Source organism: Paraglaciecola sp. 20A4 (assembly GCF_011378905.1).
Lineage (GTDB): Bacteria > Pseudomonadota > Gammaproteobacteria > Enterobacterales > Alteromonadaceae > Paraglaciecola.
The window spans coordinates 83,179-99,221 of sequence record NZ_WTPY01000001.1 but is presented as its reverse complement, the minus strand read 5'-3'; the positions used below and the strand labels follow the sequence as shown (position 1 = coordinate 99,221).

Genomic DNA, 16,043 nt, shown 5'->3' with positions numbered 1-16,043 from the left:
TATAAATTTCTAATGGTCCGAATTATTTTTTATTTTAGTGGTATCGGTAACAAGAACAATATCGCCATTATTATGGGTCAAGATCTTTACCGGAAACGCTTTTGAGATACTATCAAGCCAGTTTTCTATTCTGTTGGCGTACACAGTGCCGGAATAAGCTTGGTTTGCGACGAGTTCATCTCCAATTCTGATGGGGTGCTCTGAATAACGATTAATATCTTCAACAACAAACTTCAGCTTCTCAGTTAAATACTGCAAGCTGCCTTCCTTCCATGATGTAACAGCCTTCGAATTTGCTGCTTCAACGTCAGAAATCGTATCTTTGTTATATGTCAGTTGCTGCCCGGCAATTAAAAACGTATTCGTATTACCGTACTTCTTTTTGAACGCTTTAATAATCCTAGGGACTGAAGATGGCTTGGATTTTGGCTCAACTAATACTTTGCCTTCAGCTACCGTTACGACCACTCGCTCAGACTGACGCATAATATTAAACTCTGTGCCGACAGCGGTAACGGTGCGACTGCCCGAGCCCACTACAAAAGGCCGATTGGGATCTTTAGCAACGTCAAAGTAAGCCTCCCCTCGCTCTAACAATACTTTTCGTTGATCCTCGCTATAAGCGACTGAAATTAAACTTTGCGCGCCCAACGTAATGATTGAGCCATCATCGAGCTCTATTCGTTCATGTTGGCCAGACCCTGTTTCATGGACCGATACGGCAATATCACTTTCGTTAAAATTGGGCATCTGAGCGCTCAGTAAAACAAATAACGCAAATGCCACAATTGATATGGCAAATGATGGAATGAGGTTTTTTTTAGCCGGTAATTTAAAATCTAAAAAAATGCTATACCACTTTCGCCATCCCTTTTGATTCAAACGCCACTGCTGAACACTCATTTCGCCAACATAATCATCGTCTAACAACTCATTGTCGTCCGGCCAATCAATCTCTTTCGCCTGAGTGGTCAATTGCATAAGCTGTTCAATTTTCTCAAATGCTTGCGTATTCTCATTACTGGCTTGTAGCCAAGAAAGCCAGTCGACTATTGCCTGTTCAGGTACTTCTGGATCTTTAATGGTGTAATACCATAGCGTTGCCTCATGCAAGGGCTCTAAGGTTTCTTTATCTTTCACTGACCACCTCCGGTCGCTTCTTCCAAACGCATTTGACAATGTTCAGTTGCGCGAACCAGATATTTTCTGACCATTCGGTCTGACAACCGCATTAGTTGCGCAATTTCATTAGTCGTCATATCGTGGTAACGACTCAACATGAATACCTTGCGACATTTAGCTGGCAGCTCATTCACAAATCCATTCATCAATCTCATTTTTTCGTTTACTAAGGCAACATGTTCTTCCGAAGGAGCTTCTTCTTTAAAAAATGTCATTGGCCGATACCGACTAGCCCGTTGCGCAGAGCGCAAATGATCCACTGCTAAATTCGACGCAGTCTTAAAAAGATAAGCACGTAAGTAGCTAATTGCTCCCGGTTTATCCAGATCAAGTAACCTAACATAGGCTTCTTGTGCAACTTCATGGGCATCTGAGTCCGATGGTAAACGGGCGCGTAAAAAACGTAACAGAGTATCGTTATGTTGATTAAATAAATCGGTAATTAATGCCCGCTGAGCTTCACTCAGATCGTTATCTTCTACATAAATTCGGAGATCACGGTTGTTAATATGTTGTGCAACTGACACCGTTTGTCTCCTTTTTAGTCGTATCCTATATGCCCTAACGCTTAAGACGCTAAAAACGGAACCTTAAAACAAAATTAAATTTATATTTTTTTATTAGCACTATATCCGATGACCTAAAAATATTCTTAAGCAATTGTTTAATATTGATTTTTATATAATAAATGTGAAATGTGATAGGTATTAAAAATATTACACATACTGCGTAATATTAATACGGGACGAAATATTGTCTTTTAACTACACCGCACTTTATAGCCACTTCAAATAAGAACATGACATTGCACTTTTGAGTCATTGTACCGGTTATTCTGTGCGCCAATTTATGGCGTTTTTTTTGTCTTAAAATCCTCTACCGCTACAGCATGGCCGTTTTGGTAAAACTTGAAAGCATAAAAAACAACCTGCCCGAACCAATCTAAAAATAAAATAAAACATAAAAATCAATGACTTAAAAAAGGAAGGTTAGCAGAAGGTATTAGAGACTTTAGTTTAATAAAGTGTTTGCCATCAAACATCAGCGTGGAAACGCAGAACAAGGAAGCACGATGTCAAACTCAAAAAACTCGAACGATAAAACACCTAATATATCTTCATTACTAGAGACTTTTTCGGTCCCCTTATTAAATAAGAAAATGACGGCGTTTAGCAGAATGGCAAACGTGATAGCTGAGGCCATTTTTATAGTAGATAGCGATGGCGTAATAGAAATGATAAATCCGCTTGCGGCAAAATTTTTCGGTGCACCACAAGAATCTCTTGTAGGGCAAAAATGGTTTACATTTCTACACGAACGTTATCGAGAGCAATATGAATATTTATTTTTGAATTGGAAAAACAATCACGATTTAGCTTTAAATCATGGTCCCAAGGAAGTGCTTATTACGCGCAGTGACAATACTTGGTTAGAGGCAGATTTATCTGTATCTTGCCTGCCTACGTCGATTACGCATTCAGCCCCGTTGTTTGTGGGTGTTATTCACAACTTATCTCAACACAAATCAGAGTACAGTGAACTACGCAGATTAGCGTCCACTGATCACTTAACCGGTTTAGCCAATCGTCACAACCTTGAAAAAAAATTACAGAAAAGTTGGCTCGAGTGCCTTAACAATACCCAACCCATTAGCTTAATTTTAATTGATGTCGATTATTTCAAATTATTTAACGATCAGTTTGGCCACGTCAATGGAGATAAATGCTTACAGCGAATTGCTAAGACGATACAAGACTGCCTTCCCGCCAATGACAGCTTAGCAGCACGCTATGGCGGAGAAGAATTTGCCGTTATTCTGCCGCGATTTAAGAGCGCCAGTGCTGATATTGTTGCCAAAGACATTCAACAACAGATTAATACGCTTACTTTTAGCGATTTGGGTTTGCCTGCAAATTTTAGAGTCAGTGTTAGCCAAGGCATTGCTACCGAGTTTGGCGGGCAGTTTCGAACCACTGAAGCCTTAATTTGTGCTGCTGACACGGCCTTATATCGCGCGAAAGCCGATGGTAGAAATAGAATCAACATCAGTCTTTAATATCATCAGCGTGCGCAGCTACAGTAAAAGCGCGCCTAAAGAGCAACAATATAATCAAGCACAGCAGAGCTACAGCTGCGCTTATACTGAAAAGCCCTTGGGGCGGTAGATATTGAACTGCCGCTCCGACAGCAAACCCAGCTAGCAACATCCCCATGGCGAATGTATTTTGATACAGCGCTACGGCAAAAGTGGATTCGTTAGGCAGCAAGCGTTGCAATAAATTCACGCCCAGTCCTGCCATAATTCCATACATAATGGCTTTTAAAGTTTGCAGTAAAAATAAATATGACGTGTTTTGACTAAGGGGCAGCAGCATAAAAAAAGCAATTCCGCACACACTAGCGATAATAAATAGCTGATGGTACGAAAAACGAGAAAGCAAACTAGGGCAACGCGTAATTAAGCTAATTTCAACGATGGCAGCGCTCATAAAAAGTATTCCAACCAAACTAACAGACAGTCCTTCCTTAACAAAATAGACTGGCATCAGATGTTGATACAGATTAATGGCAAAACTAAGTAAGGTGAAAAGCATGATTGGTGGCCATAAGAATGCGTAATCCGTAATATCATTCGCTTTTTTAGTGGTTAGGATAACTGGATCACTTGGATTTGCATCGCAAGTTTGCACATGCTGTTCATCAGAACTATTTGAGAATTTCGCAATAGTATTATCAGAGATGGGCAAACAATAAAACAACAGAGCCAGTAGTACTAACACAACGCCAAGGGCATAAAAAAACACGTTAAACCCGAGGTGTTCAGTCATATAAAATGCCAAACTTGGACCCACTATCCACGCGGCGCTGATTGTGGCCATTAATCGCGCATTAACCCTAGTTATCTGCTCTCGTGGAAAATATCGAAACGCTAACCCCATTAGTAACGACGTTGATGTATGAAACGGAGCGAATAGGATGCTCATGATAAACACAGCAAACAGATAATTTTGCGTATTACTTAAAAGTATTAATGCGCAGCTAGCCATCAAGCTAATACCCAGCAACCAGATTTTATGTCTGTCGAGACGCTCCACAATTCTTGCAATCACAATAGCGTAAAGAATGCTGCTTAGGGAGTACCCACCCAACAGCACACTCAGCTGCGCTGAACTTGCACCGAGATACTGGTACGCATATAAAGACATTACCGGTATCAAGCACGCCATAATGCAGGCATTAATAAAGCCGGCTAAATAATAAGGGCTGTGTTTATATTTAATGTTTACGTCGTATTTCACCACGTATGAATCTACTTCCTTATACACTGAATAAAATTAGCTATTTTTAGATCCTTTTTATCGCCCTAATCTGTTACATCCTCAATATAACAAAAATGTGTTCTGCGACATTGGGCGAAATTCAGGTAAAGCTTTGTTTATTAGGACTTTTATTTGCTCTTTTAACGCAATCAAAACTATCATTGCAATGACCAATATGGCATATAAATAAAAAATTAAACTAAATCAGTTATAAAACGTAACAGGTATATAACATTTAGTACTAATCTAAGCTATTTACATCGCATACTCGTGTAATAAAACACAAGGTTACTGGGTCTCTAAGCACAGAATCATTTATAAAGGATAAAATATGTCGACTTTACAGCACAGCTTGTTTGTTAGTGCAAGCTTAGCGATGGCTTTTAGTGCCGGCGCCCAAGAGCAAGACAACAGTGTCGAACATGTAACTGTTATCGGCTCAGCGCAACCCACTTTGATCATGTCTCCCAAAAATGCGGTGATCGACGGTCCATTCGGTAAAGACAAAAGTTTAACGGACATAGCTCGTACGCTGACCTCGATTTCAAGCGATATGTTAGAGCAGTTGTCCATTGACGACCTACAAGACGTATTAACCTTAGTACCCAACACGTATTCAGCCAGTGGCTTTGGCGCGCCGAGTTTACCTACTATTCGAGGTCAGTTAGGTGAGTTGTTCCAGCAAGGAATGCGCCGACAGGCGGGTAATAACGGTTTTGGTATCCCCTTGTCATTTAACAGTGTCGGCCAAATAGATGTGGTTAAAGGCGCACCATCGGTAATACTAGGCACCACTCAGCGTAACGGAGGCTTTGTCAATTTAAATAACAAAGTCGCTACTTTGACCGGCACTGATATAAAACTGCAAGCCAGTGCCGGTAGTTGGCAGCATTATCGTGGTCAAGTTGATGTAAATACAGCGATAGATGAAGGTAAAAGTGGTATCCGAGTTAGTGCAGAATACATAGACAACGACAGTTACTACGATTATAGCCAGTACCAGAGTGAAGACATATTTGTTGCGTATCGCCTATTACCCGATGATAAATCTAGCTGGGACATTAGCTTTGAATACTTCGATGTGGATTTTACCGATAACGCAGGCATCAATCGCCCTACGCAAAATCTTATCGATAATGGTTTGTATATCACAGGTCAAGGCGTGCAGCCTAATGGGTCGCAAGTGCCCGGTGCATTTGCAGTCGTCTCACCTACGGGTGAAGTACACATTCCTCGCAATAGGGTACTAACCGATCCAGACACCATTAATAATGCCCAAACCTACGTTTTGCACAGTACCTATGAGCGCCAGCTAAACTCTGTACACAGCCTAACGAATCGTAGTTACTTTCAATATTTAGACCGCGAGGAAATTGCCCCAAATAGCTTTGTGGAAATTATTGATGGCGCTAAAACAGCCCAAAATCGAATTGAGATTAATTCAACGTGGAGCGCCGAGCAGCAAACCACATGGGGATTGGATATTCGATATAACGACGTTTTAGGCTACAGCCAATTCACCACAGAAGCAGACTTACCCATTGATCTACTGGGCAGCTTAGAGCAGCGCCGTATTCCATTAACCAATGCACAACAAGCTCGGTTGGTGGAACTTCGCCCAGGTGTTTTCGTATCACCCGGCGCAAACTACGATGTGGACGGTGATGGCATTAACGACTTTTCGTTGTCTGATACCACTGACTCCACTGCATGGCAAACAGGTTTATTCGCCGAACAGGACAGTGATTGGAGTAACAGGTTCAGCACCACGATAGGTCTGCGCGCGGACCATTACGACGTAACTGCCCGTGATGCTCTAGCTCCACAAGGTCAAATAGCGGCCCAAGACAGCTTTAGTAAATGGTTGTACGCTGGCTCAGCCAGTGCTCGTTTTAAAATTAACAGCGATATCGTTACCTATGCGACTTATAGCTATAGCGAAGCAACGTCTAACAGTATGGGAGGCGGCACGGTACTGGGTGCAGATAACAAAATAAGCCCACTCAATTTTGCCACTGAAAATGAACTGTATGAGTTGGGTATCAAGTACTCACCAGCTAACACACCTTGGTATGCTGATGCGTCAGTATTTGAACAAACACGCAGCTTACGTAACCGTGACGGCAGCAACACAGGCATCATTGCCAAAGGCTTTGAGGCACAAGTCTTTTATCAAGGCGACAACTTATGGGCTAACCTAGGGTACAGCTACCTAGATGCGCGTTATGACGACTCAGCCAGTGCTCAAGATTCACAGCAGGTTGCCGATGCATTTGATAATTCGCGTCCCGATATCATTCAAGGTACCGGTATAGGCGCACCTAATTTTGCAGGCTTTGCAGCTTCAAACCAACGTGTACAGGGCATACCACAGCAGACTGTTTCTGCTAGCGCAGGTTATCAAATATTAGAAAACTGGGACGTTTCGGGCTCGGCTATTTACAGCAAAAGTTATCCGCTCGATTATTTAGCGACTGTGTTAATACGCGACCAGATTACGATTAATGCCAACACCAATGTGACGTTATCAGAGCAATCGAGCTTACGCTTAGAAGTAAACAATCTCACGAATGAAAAAAATTGGCGCCCCGTTTTTGAAGGCGGCTATTTCGGTTCAACCTTGGTTTTCCCTGAACTCCCACGGAATGTTCAGTTAACCTATACCTACAATTTTAAGGCCTAAATTAGACATGAATAGTAAACGTACGATATTAGTCGTAATCATTGCTGCGCTTATCGCCAGCTTTTTTATATTCGATTTAAATCAATATCTCACCCTTGAGAGTCTAAAGAGCAATCAACAGGATCTCGCTGAATATATAAATGCTAATTGGTTAGTCGCATTTATCGGCTATCTTGTCATTTATGCTGTCGCCACCGCCCTTAGTGTGCCAGGGGCAGCTATTTTAACGCTGGGTGCAGGTGCCTTGTTTGGTTTCGGTTGGGGTTTATTACTTGCGTCCTTCGCGTCAAGCATAGGTGCAACACTGGCCTTCTTAGCATCGCGCTTTTTATTGCGCGACTGGGTAAAAAGCACCTTCTCGAAGAAACTTGATTCGATTGATAAAGGCATTGAAAAAGATGGCGCATTTTATTTGCTTAGCTTACGTCTTGTCCCTATATTCCCCTTCTTTATCATAAACTTAGTTATGGGCGTAACAGGTATTAAAACCTGGACATACTACTGGGTTAGCCAAGTGGGCATGCTGATTGGCACCGCCGTTTTCGTCAATGCAGGTACCCAATTAGTAGAAATAAACCAATTATCGGACATCGTTTCCACTGACCTTATCCTATCGTTTGTTTTGTTGGGTATATTCCCTATTTTAGCTAAGTTCATTCTTAGTGCTTTGCAACAACGTCGTGTTTACAAAGGCTGGAAAAAACCTAAAAAATTCGATCGTAACCTTGTTGTTATCGGTGCAGGCTCAGCAGGTTTAGTAACAGCCTATATTGCAGCAGCAATTAAATCATCCGTGACCTTAGTTGAGCGTCATAAGATGGGCGGTGATTGTTTAAACACCGGTTGTGTGCCGTCTAAAAGCTTATTACACGCCAGTAAACTCGCCCATGTTCATCATACATCGCAAAGTGCAGGGGTGACGTATGACGCGCCTAAGATAAATTTTGAAGCGGTTATGAATAAAGTTCATAACGTAATTAAGTCTATCGAGCCTCATGATTCAGTTGAGCGTTACGAATCCCTTGGTGTAAAAGTTGCTATTGGTAGCGCGACTATAGTGTCACCTTGGCAGGTAGATATTCAAACAGAAGACGGGGTGCAGTCATTGACCACACGCAATATAGTTATTGCGACCGGAGCACGTGCATTTGTGCCAGACATTCCAGGCTTAAAAGACATTGATTATTTGACCGCCGACAACCTATGGGAAATCCGTGAACAGCCTAAGCGCTTGATAGTACTGGGCGGTGGGCCAATTGGTTGTGAATTATCTCAAGCGTTTGGCCGTTTAGGTACGCACGTTACCCAAATTGAACGCGGTGATCAGGTACTGAGCAAAGAAGACCCAGATGCAGCTAAGCACTTACAAATTCAGCTGGAAAAGGACGGTATCAACTTACGCCTGAATACCAGTGCGATGGCGGTCGAAAGCACCAGTGAAGGCAATGTGTTATTGGTTGAGTTTGAAGGTAAAGAAGAACGCATACCTTTCGATAAAATTTTAGTCGCCGTTGGCCGTCAAGCTAACCTAACCGGTTTCGGTTTAGAGAAATTGGGTATTGAAACCGACCGTACCGTAGTGACAAATGATTTTTTACAAACTAAGTACCCGAATATTTTAGCGGCGGGCGATGTAGCAGGCCCTTATCAGTTCACACATACTGCTAGCCATCAGGCTTGGTATGCTGCGGTAAATGCTTTATTCAGACCGTTTAAAATATTTAAAGTGGATTACAGTGTTATTCCTTGGGCAACTTTTGCTGAGCCAGAAATTGCTACTGTGGGTTTAAATGAGACCTCTGCTAAGCAACAAGGTATTGAAGTAGAAGTTACCCGTTACGATATTGGTGGTCTCGACCGAGCTTTGGCTGATGATCACGCCCGTGGTTTTGTTAAAGTATTGACCAAACCCGGTAAAGACAAAATTTTAGGCGCCACAATAGTTGGCGCCAATGCAGGCGAGCTATTAGCTGAATTTGTATTAGCTATGAAGCACGGCCTTGGCTTAAATAAAATACTGGGCACCATTCATATTTACCCTACCATGGCGGAAGCCAATAAAAACGTAGCGGGAAACTGGAAAAAAGACCATGCTCCGCAAAAAGTGTTAGCCTTTCTTGAGCGCTTCCACACATGGCGTCGTAAGTAGGTTGTCAGTCAATCTGGGCATGCTTATTTGAGTCTGCCTTGGGTTGTTCAGTGAATGCCGAGGCTATTAATATAGCGGTAGCTTCGACGTTGCTTTTTGTATTTAAATGAACGATTTTCTACACGAGGAATAGCATGAAGACGTCACACAGTACCTCGAAACGTTTAGTACGTTACGCTGCCACCTTTAGCGCTTTCATTTTGCTTTCTATCGCAGCTAAGCTGCATGCTGCAGAGTTTGATCACAGCTATACTGGCTTTGACCAATTGTTAAAACAAGTTGTTCAAGTTTCAAAAGATCACAAACAAACTCGAGTCGATTACCAGAAACTAGCCATGCAGAAGGAAACGTTAAACACCCTGTTGACCGTCTATTCAAATGTGACAAAAAGCCAGTACGACACGTGGAGTAAAACCCAAGAACTAAGTTTTTTAATCAATGCATACAATGGTTTTACCTTAAAACTCATCGTCGATAATTGGCAGGAATTTACCGAAGATGATGCTGAGTCTATCCGGGATTTAGGCAGTCTATTCACGACCCCGTGGGAAAAGAAGTTTTTCACCCTCTTTGGTGAGAAGCATAATTTAGACGATATCGAGCACAGCATGGTGCGCAAATGGTTCAAAGAGCCCCGTATACATGCAGCGTTAGTTTGTGCCGCAGTTTCGTGTCCGCCCCTCAGAAATGAAGCATTTGTTGCCGATCAACTGACGCTACAGCTAGATAACCAAATGCAGTTATTTTTAGCTGATAACAGCCGCAACGAAATACTGCTTGATGGTCAAAATGGCCAAGCATCATTATCGTCGATTTTTAAATGGTATCGTGGTGATTTTGAAAAAGGCGACGAGGGTTTTAATTCGTTGTTCGACTTGCTTAGTGCCTATAGCGAAGCGTTGGTTGAAGGCGACAACAATCCTCAAGAACAACGTGCGTTAATTCAACGTGCTGATTATCCCATCATATTTAAAGATTACGACTGGCGTTTAAATGATGTGGCTAACTTCTAAATCTTTGCGCTTTTTAAGCAATGTAAAATACTCCAATCCGTTAGCGGCCTTGGTTGTATTAATGGCTGTCGCTATTTTGGCATTATTACCTAACGTAAACGCACAACCACTGCCAGATACACCAACCGTTCAGCTTGAGAGCAGCCCACAATGGCAGCAAACCTTGGCTGACGCTAAAGGTGAAACAGTGTACTTCTACGCTTGGGGTGGCTCGAAGCCCATTAATGACTATTTACGCTGGGCAGCACGAGAAATCGCCAGTCGTTATAATGTGCGTTTACGGCACGTCAAAGTAGCGGACATCAGCGAGGCAGTCAGCCGCTTAAAAGCTGAAGATGGCAGTAAAAGTGCTATCGATCTTTTGTGGGTTAATGGTGAAAATTTCAGTTATCTGAAAGAGCAACGTCTGTTGCTTGGCAAACTGTGGTCATCTATCCCTAATAGCGCCTTACTCGCAACCCAAAAACTGCCACTTAAAAATGATTTTGGGGTGCCGATAGAAGGTTTTGAGGTTCCTTGGGGAGTCGGTCAATTCAATATAATTGCTGATGAGGGCCTGCTTGGTGAGTCTGAACAGAACACAGTAACATCAAGCATTATATTGGCTGCAGCTAAGCAAAACCCCGGGCGCATAAGCTATCCTCGCCCTCCCGAGTTTCATGGAACCACTTTTTTAAAACAGCTATTGGTTGATTTAAGCAATAAAGATAAACGTCTATATTCTGCAGCAACGTCCCAAGCCCAAGATGATCTATTGCCTTTGTTATGGGATTATCTTGATCAACTTCACCCGCTTAGCTGGCAAAAAGGCAATGCATTCCCAAGCTCAAACACCGAACAGCTCTCGTTATTTCAACAAAAGCAATTTGTTCTGGCAGTTAGTTTTAATCCGAACGAAATGGCAAAAGAAAAAAATGAAAAGCGTATTCCTACTACCTCTCAGCGTTTATATTTCGCGCAAGGTGCGATCACCAATAGCCACAACTTAGCCATTCCTAAAGCAGCCCAGAACTCAGCCGGCGCTAAGGTTGTGATTAACTTTTTATTAAGTGAGCTGGCACAAAAGCAAAAACTGAATGGTAGTTGGGGCGATCCGAGCGTTATCACGCCCTTGTTAGACGAAGCTTCTACCTTGCCCGCACAACAAGAATTACACAGTTCTTGGCAACAAGTTATTGAAGATAAATGGCAACAAAAATACGGCGCCTAACCCTTAGTGCGGGCTGGCTAGTTGTTGCGCTTGTAGCAGGCCTGCCCTTATTTGGCGTGATCGTTGGTTTGTGGCCGTCTGTTCCTATCTCGGAGGCAGATGTAGCGCGTTTTTTTGCCTATAACGGCTTAACATATTCCATCACCAACACCCTATTCATTTCTTTAGCTGCACCTCTGTTAGCGCTATACGTCGCTTTTATGGTTTATAGTCAATATCGTTTTAATCCTCGCTGGCAAACGCTAGAAAAACGCTTGGCTCCGTTGTTATCGCTGCCCCATTTAGCCGTCGCCTTAGGTTTAGTGTATTTGTTTAGTTCAGGTGGCATGGTCTTCAATGCTCTTTGGGGATTATTTGGTCAAACTGCTCCTGACTGGTTGGGGTTACCACGAAAAAGCCTTTTAACTATGGTATTGGCAATCAGCATAAAAGAAGTCCCGTTTTTTCTGCTTATATTAAGCGCACTGGGCCGCCAACTGGCTATCAAAGACTGGTTATTACAAGGCAAGGCTCTAGGTTACACCGAGGGGGCAAGTTGGTGGTTATTAGTTTTCCCCATTATGCTCAAGCAGTCGCGTTTGGCGTTGCTCGCTGCCATGGCCTATTCCTTATCAGTACTGGATATTAGCTTGCTTGTAGGGCCAAATATTCCACAACTTTACGCTGTCGTGCTTTATAACTGGCAAACGGGTTTTAACGCCTACGAACAGGCAAATGCTTTTCTGGGCAATCTGATGTTATTGATTATGCTTGGCTTGTTGATCGTTAGCATCTATGGGCATGAGTGGTTTACGATAAACCGTTTGCGTATTAACGCCGTTATGGCTAATCCATTTAAAATTGCTCGTCTAAGCCGATTATTTACCGCGTGGTTAGGCTTTTTCAGCTTATTAACAGTGGCCATTTTGATAACTTTTTTGCTTTGGTCGTTCGGCTGGAACACTCAAAGCACAATAAGTACCGCTAACTGGTCATTTTCCCTCTGGCAAGATGAATGGTTCTTTATGCAAGGGCCACTATTACATAGCCTAAACATTGCATTTTTTAGCAGTCTTTTAGGCGTAGCCGTCACCTTACTCGCCTTAGAATTACAACAGCAAACTAATCGTAAGCTACCTGACTACGTTTGGTTAATGGCTATATTGTTACCGCAACTGAGTATGGTATACGGTTGGCAAGTTACCCATACCGGATTATCAGGTAGCTATAGTACCGGTTGGATCATTCTGTCTCATTTGCCCTTCACATTTGCCTATAGTTACTTAGTTTTAAGGGGTCCCTTTCAAAGCCTGAACCAACATTACGAATTGGTTGCTGCCAGTTTTGGTTACACCTATTGGCAACGTTGGTGGCGAGTACGCTTCATGCTGTTGCGCCCTGCACTATTAAGTGCTTTGGCTATCGCATTTTCCGTTAGTGTTGCGCAGTATATCCCCACGCTTATGATTGGTGCAGGGCGAGTCACAACTATTACCACAGAGGCAGTCGCTATCGCTTCTGGCAACGAGCAAAGCATTACAGCAGTTTACATACTCGTGCAAGCAGCCCTTCCTTTTATCGCTTTTTTAATTGCCAGCATACTGGCTCAACGAATTAGAGGAAGTTTTGATGCTGAGCATCAGTAATTGTCATATCCATACCGATAATGGTCGTATTGAGCTACCTGATATCACCTTGAAAAGCGGCGAATTACTCGTGCTAACAGGACCAAGCGGCATGGGTAAATCTACATTTTTGCATTGGATATTGGGTGATAAAATCACGCATGCCGATATTAGCGGTGATATCGCTCTGAATGATATCCCACTTAACGGCCTTAACATTGAGCAACGTCGCATAGGCTTACTTATGCAAGACGTACATCTATTCCCTCATTTAAACGTAATAGATAATATCTGTTTCGCCTTACCCTATTCCTTAACAGGATCGAACGGTAAAAAACTGCACAAAAGCCAGCGCCGTAAAGTAGCAATTAATATGTTGGATAATATTGATATGGGCTATGTTGCCCAGCACTATCCTGACCAACTTAGTGGCGGCGAGCGCTCTCGAGTAGGCTTAATAAGGGCATTGGCTAATCAACCGAAGGCATTGTTGATGGATGAACCTTTCGCAGCGCTTGATCCAAAGACCGGCGCACTCGTTAGTCAGTGGGCATATAATCAGCTACAAGAACGTGGAGTGCCAAGCATAATGGTTAGCCACGATATAAAAAATATACCGCCCCAAGCTCAGCATTTAGATTTAGCCACCTATTATCACAGTACAAAGTGACGTTATAAGCAGGCGAGTGCTTGGTCGTAAAACCTGTTAGCAGGTAAAAATACTCTAATGAACAAGGTAAACCATGATTGACCCCATACTAAATAGGTTATTAAAAAAGCCACTTTGCAGCCTAGCTAAACAATTAATTAGGCGTGGCGTCACGGCCGACGGCGTGACATTAGTCGGTTTCATTATTGGCATGTTAGCGGTACCTGCTATTTTCTACGGACACTACATACTAGCGCTATGCCTGATTTTATTGAATCGGCTGGGCGATGGGCTAGATGGCGCCATAGCCAGAGAAACCTCGCCCTCTGATGCCGGTGGATTTTTAGACATTACCCTAGACTTTATCTTTTATTCGGCCATTGTATTTGCGTTTGTCTGTGCAACCCCAGTGGAAAATGCCATTGCTGGTAGTTTTTTAATGCTGTCGTTTATGGCTACCGGAGGCAGCTTTTTAGCCTTTGCGATTATGGCCAGTAAGCATGGTATTGACAGTCCTAATTATCCGCAAAAGAGTCTGCATTATATGGGTGGGCTAGCGGAAGGTTTTGAAACGATTCTCGTATTGTGTCTGTTTTGCTTATTTCCAAGCTACTTTGTACCGATTGCCAGCGTGTTTGCTGTTATTTGCTGGTTAACGGCGATCATACGTATTTGGGTAGGTTACAACACCTTGATAGCCACTAAAACAATCAGCTGATGGTAGTATTTTGTCTCAAATGCGTCTCGAAATGGTATTAATATCAGAATACTAATAGCGACCAAGCACTGCGTTTTTCGCCTTTAAATAAATATGATGCAACAAGCAAAACTAACACGTCACTCATTATCAAAATTCAAAACCGTTGTATCGTCGTGCTTTATATTGATTGCTTATCTAAATACATAATTAATAACAAACTTAAGTCCAAAAACTGTTACTGATAGTATCAGTTGGTTCATATATCATGCGGTAACAAAAATTCGATTTATAAAATTCGAATATTACAATAAGAACGGAGAACATCTTATGAAGACATTGGTTAGCCTTATTAGTTTATTGGCAATTTTGCTCGTCGCTTTGCCTGGTCCCTTATACAAGTTTGGTATTTTGGAATTAGGACCGGCATTTACCGCCTTACGTTTTGGTGTATACGTCGGTATTGCTGCGTTAGTCCTTATCCTTATTCAAGTGATTTTCTTACGCAAGAACATCAGCTGGGCAGCGGTTGGTGTATCGGCCGTATTAGCTATCGTTGCCGTCGGTTTGCCTATGAGCATGATGGGTAAAGCCAAATCAGTACCCCCTATTCATGATATTTCTACCGATTTGGTCAATCCTCCGAAGTTTGTCGCCATTGTTGCCCTTCGTGCCGATGCACCAAATCCAGTTGAATACGCTGGCGAAGAAACAGCTAAGCAACAACGCGAAGCCTACCCAGAACTAATTACGCAAAAGTATCCTCAAGACACAGAACAGTTATTTGATGCTGCCGAGGCCGCTGTTAACGGATTAGGTTGGGAATTGGTAAATGCTGATAAATCTCTAGGACTTATTGAAGCCACAGACACCACTGGTTGGTTTGGCTTTAAAGATGACGTTGTTGTGCGTATACGTACAACCGGAGAAGAAAGTTATTTGGATATACGCAGTAAATCTCGCGTAGGCATGAGTGACTTAGGTAAGAACGCCGAACGCATTCATACGCTTATCGATGCGATAAATAGCAAACTTTAATCCCGTACTTGGGAATATAGCACTATAGAAAACGCCCAGTGATATACATCGCTGGGCGTTTTTAGTTTGCTGTAAAGTGGTTATTAATTACCTAGCAAACCTTTCATCACATTATTCAGAATTTGTTTTTGCGCTTCAGTGGCATTCATACACTCTTCTGTTTTTGCATCTTCGCCTTTCATTAGCTTAGTCGTACATTCTGCCAATATTTCACTTAGCAACTCAGGGTCGTCTACCAAGTCTTCAACTGAGGGGGTACCACATGCGGCTAATCCAAACACCAAGGGTAGTATCAATATAAATTTTTTCATTTTTCTTCCTTAAATACCCAGTTAAAAACGCTGATCGTTCGGGCTAAAACGGCAGCTTTGCCTTCTCAACTAATTGAAAAAGCGAAAATTACATATCCGTTAACAATTTATCACGTTTAGATACTAAAAAAATATCGCAGAAAATACAACTTTTTCTATTGAAAATCAGACTCTTAACATCATCTAT

The 16,043-nt window shown here is 42.4% G+C and carries 13 protein-coding genes; 9 read left to right on the top strand and 4 right to left on the bottom strand.

Annotation, left to right across the window (positions count from 1 at the left end; translation table 11 throughout):
- Nucleotides 1–9: 9 nt before the first annotated feature.
- Together GQS54_RS00395 and GQS54_RS00390 are read right to left on the bottom strand one after the other, a co-directional pair.
- The gene (locus GQS54_RS00395; protein ID WP_166422038.1) at nucleotides 10–1,140 is read right to left on the bottom strand and encodes a FecR domain-containing protein; all 1,131 of its coding nucleotides are present in this window, start codon (nucleotides 1,138–1,140) and stop codon (nucleotides 10–12) included.
- A complete protein-coding gene (locus GQS54_RS00390) occupies nucleotides 1,137–1,709 on the bottom strand; it encodes an RNA polymerase sigma factor (protein WP_158768443.1) in 573 nt (190 codons plus the stop codon). Before GQS54_RS00390 ends, GQS54_RS00395 begins: the two co-directional genes overlap by 4 nt.
- A 545-nt stretch (nucleotides 1,710–2,254) precedes the next feature.
- Here GQS54_RS00390 and GQS54_RS00385 point away from each other — a divergent pair.
- Nucleotides 2,255–3,238, top strand: coding sequence for a diguanylate cyclase (locus GQS54_RS00385; protein WP_166422037.1), 984 nt, complete (start codon nucleotides 2,255–2,257; stop codon nucleotides 3,236–3,238).
- On the opposite strand, the gene GQS54_RS00380 is transcribed toward GQS54_RS00385, so the two are convergent.
- Nucleotides 3,228–4,484: an MFS transporter gene (locus GQS54_RS00380; protein ID WP_346766538.1), complete on the bottom strand. Its 1,257-nt coding sequence runs from the start codon at nucleotides 4,482–4,484 to the stop codon at nucleotides 3,228–3,230. The two genes, GQS54_RS00385 and GQS54_RS00380, sit on opposite strands and share 11 nt — an antisense overlap.
- A 349-nt stretch (nucleotides 4,485–4,833) precedes the next feature.
- On the opposite strand from GQS54_RS00380, the gene GQS54_RS00375 reads away from it, so the two are divergent.
- The 8 genes from GQS54_RS00375 to GQS54_RS00340 all read left to right on the top strand — a co-directional run bounded on the left by GQS54_RS00375 (nucleotide 4,834) and on the right by GQS54_RS00340 (nucleotide 15,545).
- Nucleotides 4,834–7,185: a TonB-dependent receptor gene (locus GQS54_RS00375; RefSeq protein WP_166422036.1), complete on the top strand. Its 2,352-nt coding sequence runs from the start codon at nucleotides 4,834–4,836 to the stop codon at nucleotides 7,183–7,185.
- A gap of 7 nt (nucleotides 7,186–7,192) precedes the next feature.
- Nucleotides 7,193–9,334: a bifunctional TVP38/TMEM64 family protein/FAD-dependent oxidoreductase gene (locus GQS54_RS00370; RefSeq protein ID WP_166422035.1), complete on the top strand. Its 2,142-nt coding sequence runs from the start codon at nucleotides 7,193–7,195 to the stop codon at nucleotides 9,332–9,334.
- Between the two features lie 134 nt (nucleotides 9,335–9,468).
- Complete coding sequence (locus GQS54_RS00365; RefSeq protein WP_166422034.1) at nucleotides 9,469–10,347, top strand: DUF547 domain-containing protein; 879 nt, start codon at nucleotides 9,469–9,471, stop codon at nucleotides 10,345–10,347.
- The gene (locus tag GQS54_RS00360; protein WP_166422410.1) at nucleotides 10,331–11,557 is read left to right on the top strand and encodes an ABC transporter substrate-binding protein; all 1,227 of its coding nucleotides are present in this window, start codon (nucleotides 10,331–10,333) and stop codon (nucleotides 11,555–11,557) included. The genes GQS54_RS00365 and GQS54_RS00360 overlap by 17 nt, the downstream gene beginning before the upstream one ends.
- Nucleotides 11,533–13,182 carry an ABC transporter permease gene (locus tag GQS54_RS00355; protein ID WP_240919784.1) on the top strand — a complete coding sequence of 550 codons (1,650 nt, stop codon included), beginning with the start codon at nucleotides 11,533–11,535 and terminating at the stop codon, nucleotides 13,180–13,182. Before GQS54_RS00360 ends, GQS54_RS00355 begins: the two co-directional genes overlap by 25 nt.
- A complete protein-coding gene (locus GQS54_RS00350) occupies nucleotides 13,166–13,831 on the top strand; it encodes an ATP-binding cassette domain-containing protein (RefSeq protein ID WP_166422033.1) in 666 nt (221 codons plus the stop codon). Before GQS54_RS00355 ends, GQS54_RS00350 begins: the two co-directional genes overlap by 17 nt.
- A gap of 73 nt (nucleotides 13,832–13,904) precedes the next feature.
- A complete protein-coding gene (locus GQS54_RS00345) occupies nucleotides 13,905–14,528 on the top strand; it encodes a CDP-alcohol phosphatidyltransferase family protein (RefSeq protein WP_166422032.1) in 624 nt (207 codons plus the stop codon).
- Nucleotides 14,529–14,837: 309 nt separating this feature from the next.
- The gene (locus GQS54_RS00340; protein WP_166422031.1) at nucleotides 14,838–15,545 is read left to right on the top strand and encodes a DUF1499 domain-containing protein; all 708 of its coding nucleotides are present in this window, start codon (nucleotides 14,838–14,840) and stop codon (nucleotides 15,543–15,545) included.
- A gap of 83 nt (nucleotides 15,546–15,628) precedes the next feature.
- Here the strand turns inward: GQS54_RS00340 and GQS54_RS00335 are convergent, their stop codons facing one another.
- Entirely contained in the window at nucleotides 15,629–15,856 is a 228-nt protein-coding gene (locus GQS54_RS00335) for an EexN family lipoprotein (protein ID WP_166422030.1), read from the bottom strand.
- Between the last annotated feature and the right edge of the window lie 187 nt (nucleotides 15,857–16,043).

What these genes read in the sequence shown, in the direction of transcription:
- GQS54_RS00385 (WP_166422037.1), top strand. Translation starts at nt 2,255, where the DNA reads ATGTCAAACTCAAAAAACTCGAACGATAAAACACCTAATATATCTTCA.
- GQS54_RS00375 (WP_166422036.1), top strand. Translation starts at nt 4,834, where the DNA reads ATGTCGACTTTACAGCACAGCTTGTTTGTTAGTGCAAGCTTAGCGATG.
- GQS54_RS00370 (WP_166422035.1), top strand. Translation starts at nt 7,193, where the DNA reads ATGAATAGTAAACGTACGATATTAGTCGTAATCATTGCTGCGCTTATC.
- GQS54_RS00365 (WP_166422034.1), top strand. Translation starts at nt 9,469, where the DNA reads ATGAAGACGTCACACAGTACCTCGAAACGTTTAGTACGTTACGCTGCC.
- GQS54_RS00360 (WP_166422410.1), top strand. Translation starts at nt 10,331, where the DNA reads ATGTGGCTAACTTCTAAATCTTTGCGCTTTTTAAGCAATGTAAAATAC.
- GQS54_RS00355 (WP_240919784.1), top strand. Translation starts at nt 11,533, where the DNA reads ATGGCAACAAAAATACGGCGCCTAACCCTTAGTGCGGGCTGGCTAGTT.
- GQS54_RS00350 (WP_166422033.1), top strand. Translation starts at nt 13,166, where the DNA reads ATGCTGAGCATCAGTAATTGTCATATCCATACCGATAATGGTCGTATT.
- GQS54_RS00345 (WP_166422032.1), top strand. Translation starts at nt 13,905, where the DNA reads ATGATTGACCCCATACTAAATAGGTTATTAAAAAAGCCACTTTGCAGC.
- GQS54_RS00340 (WP_166422031.1), top strand. Translation starts at nt 14,838, where the DNA reads ATGAAGACATTGGTTAGCCTTATTAGTTTATTGGCAATTTTGCTCGTC.
- GQS54_RS00335 (WP_166422030.1), bottom strand. Translation starts at nt 15,856, where the DNA reads ATGAAAAAATTTATATTGATACTACCCTTGGTGTTTGGATTAGCCGCA.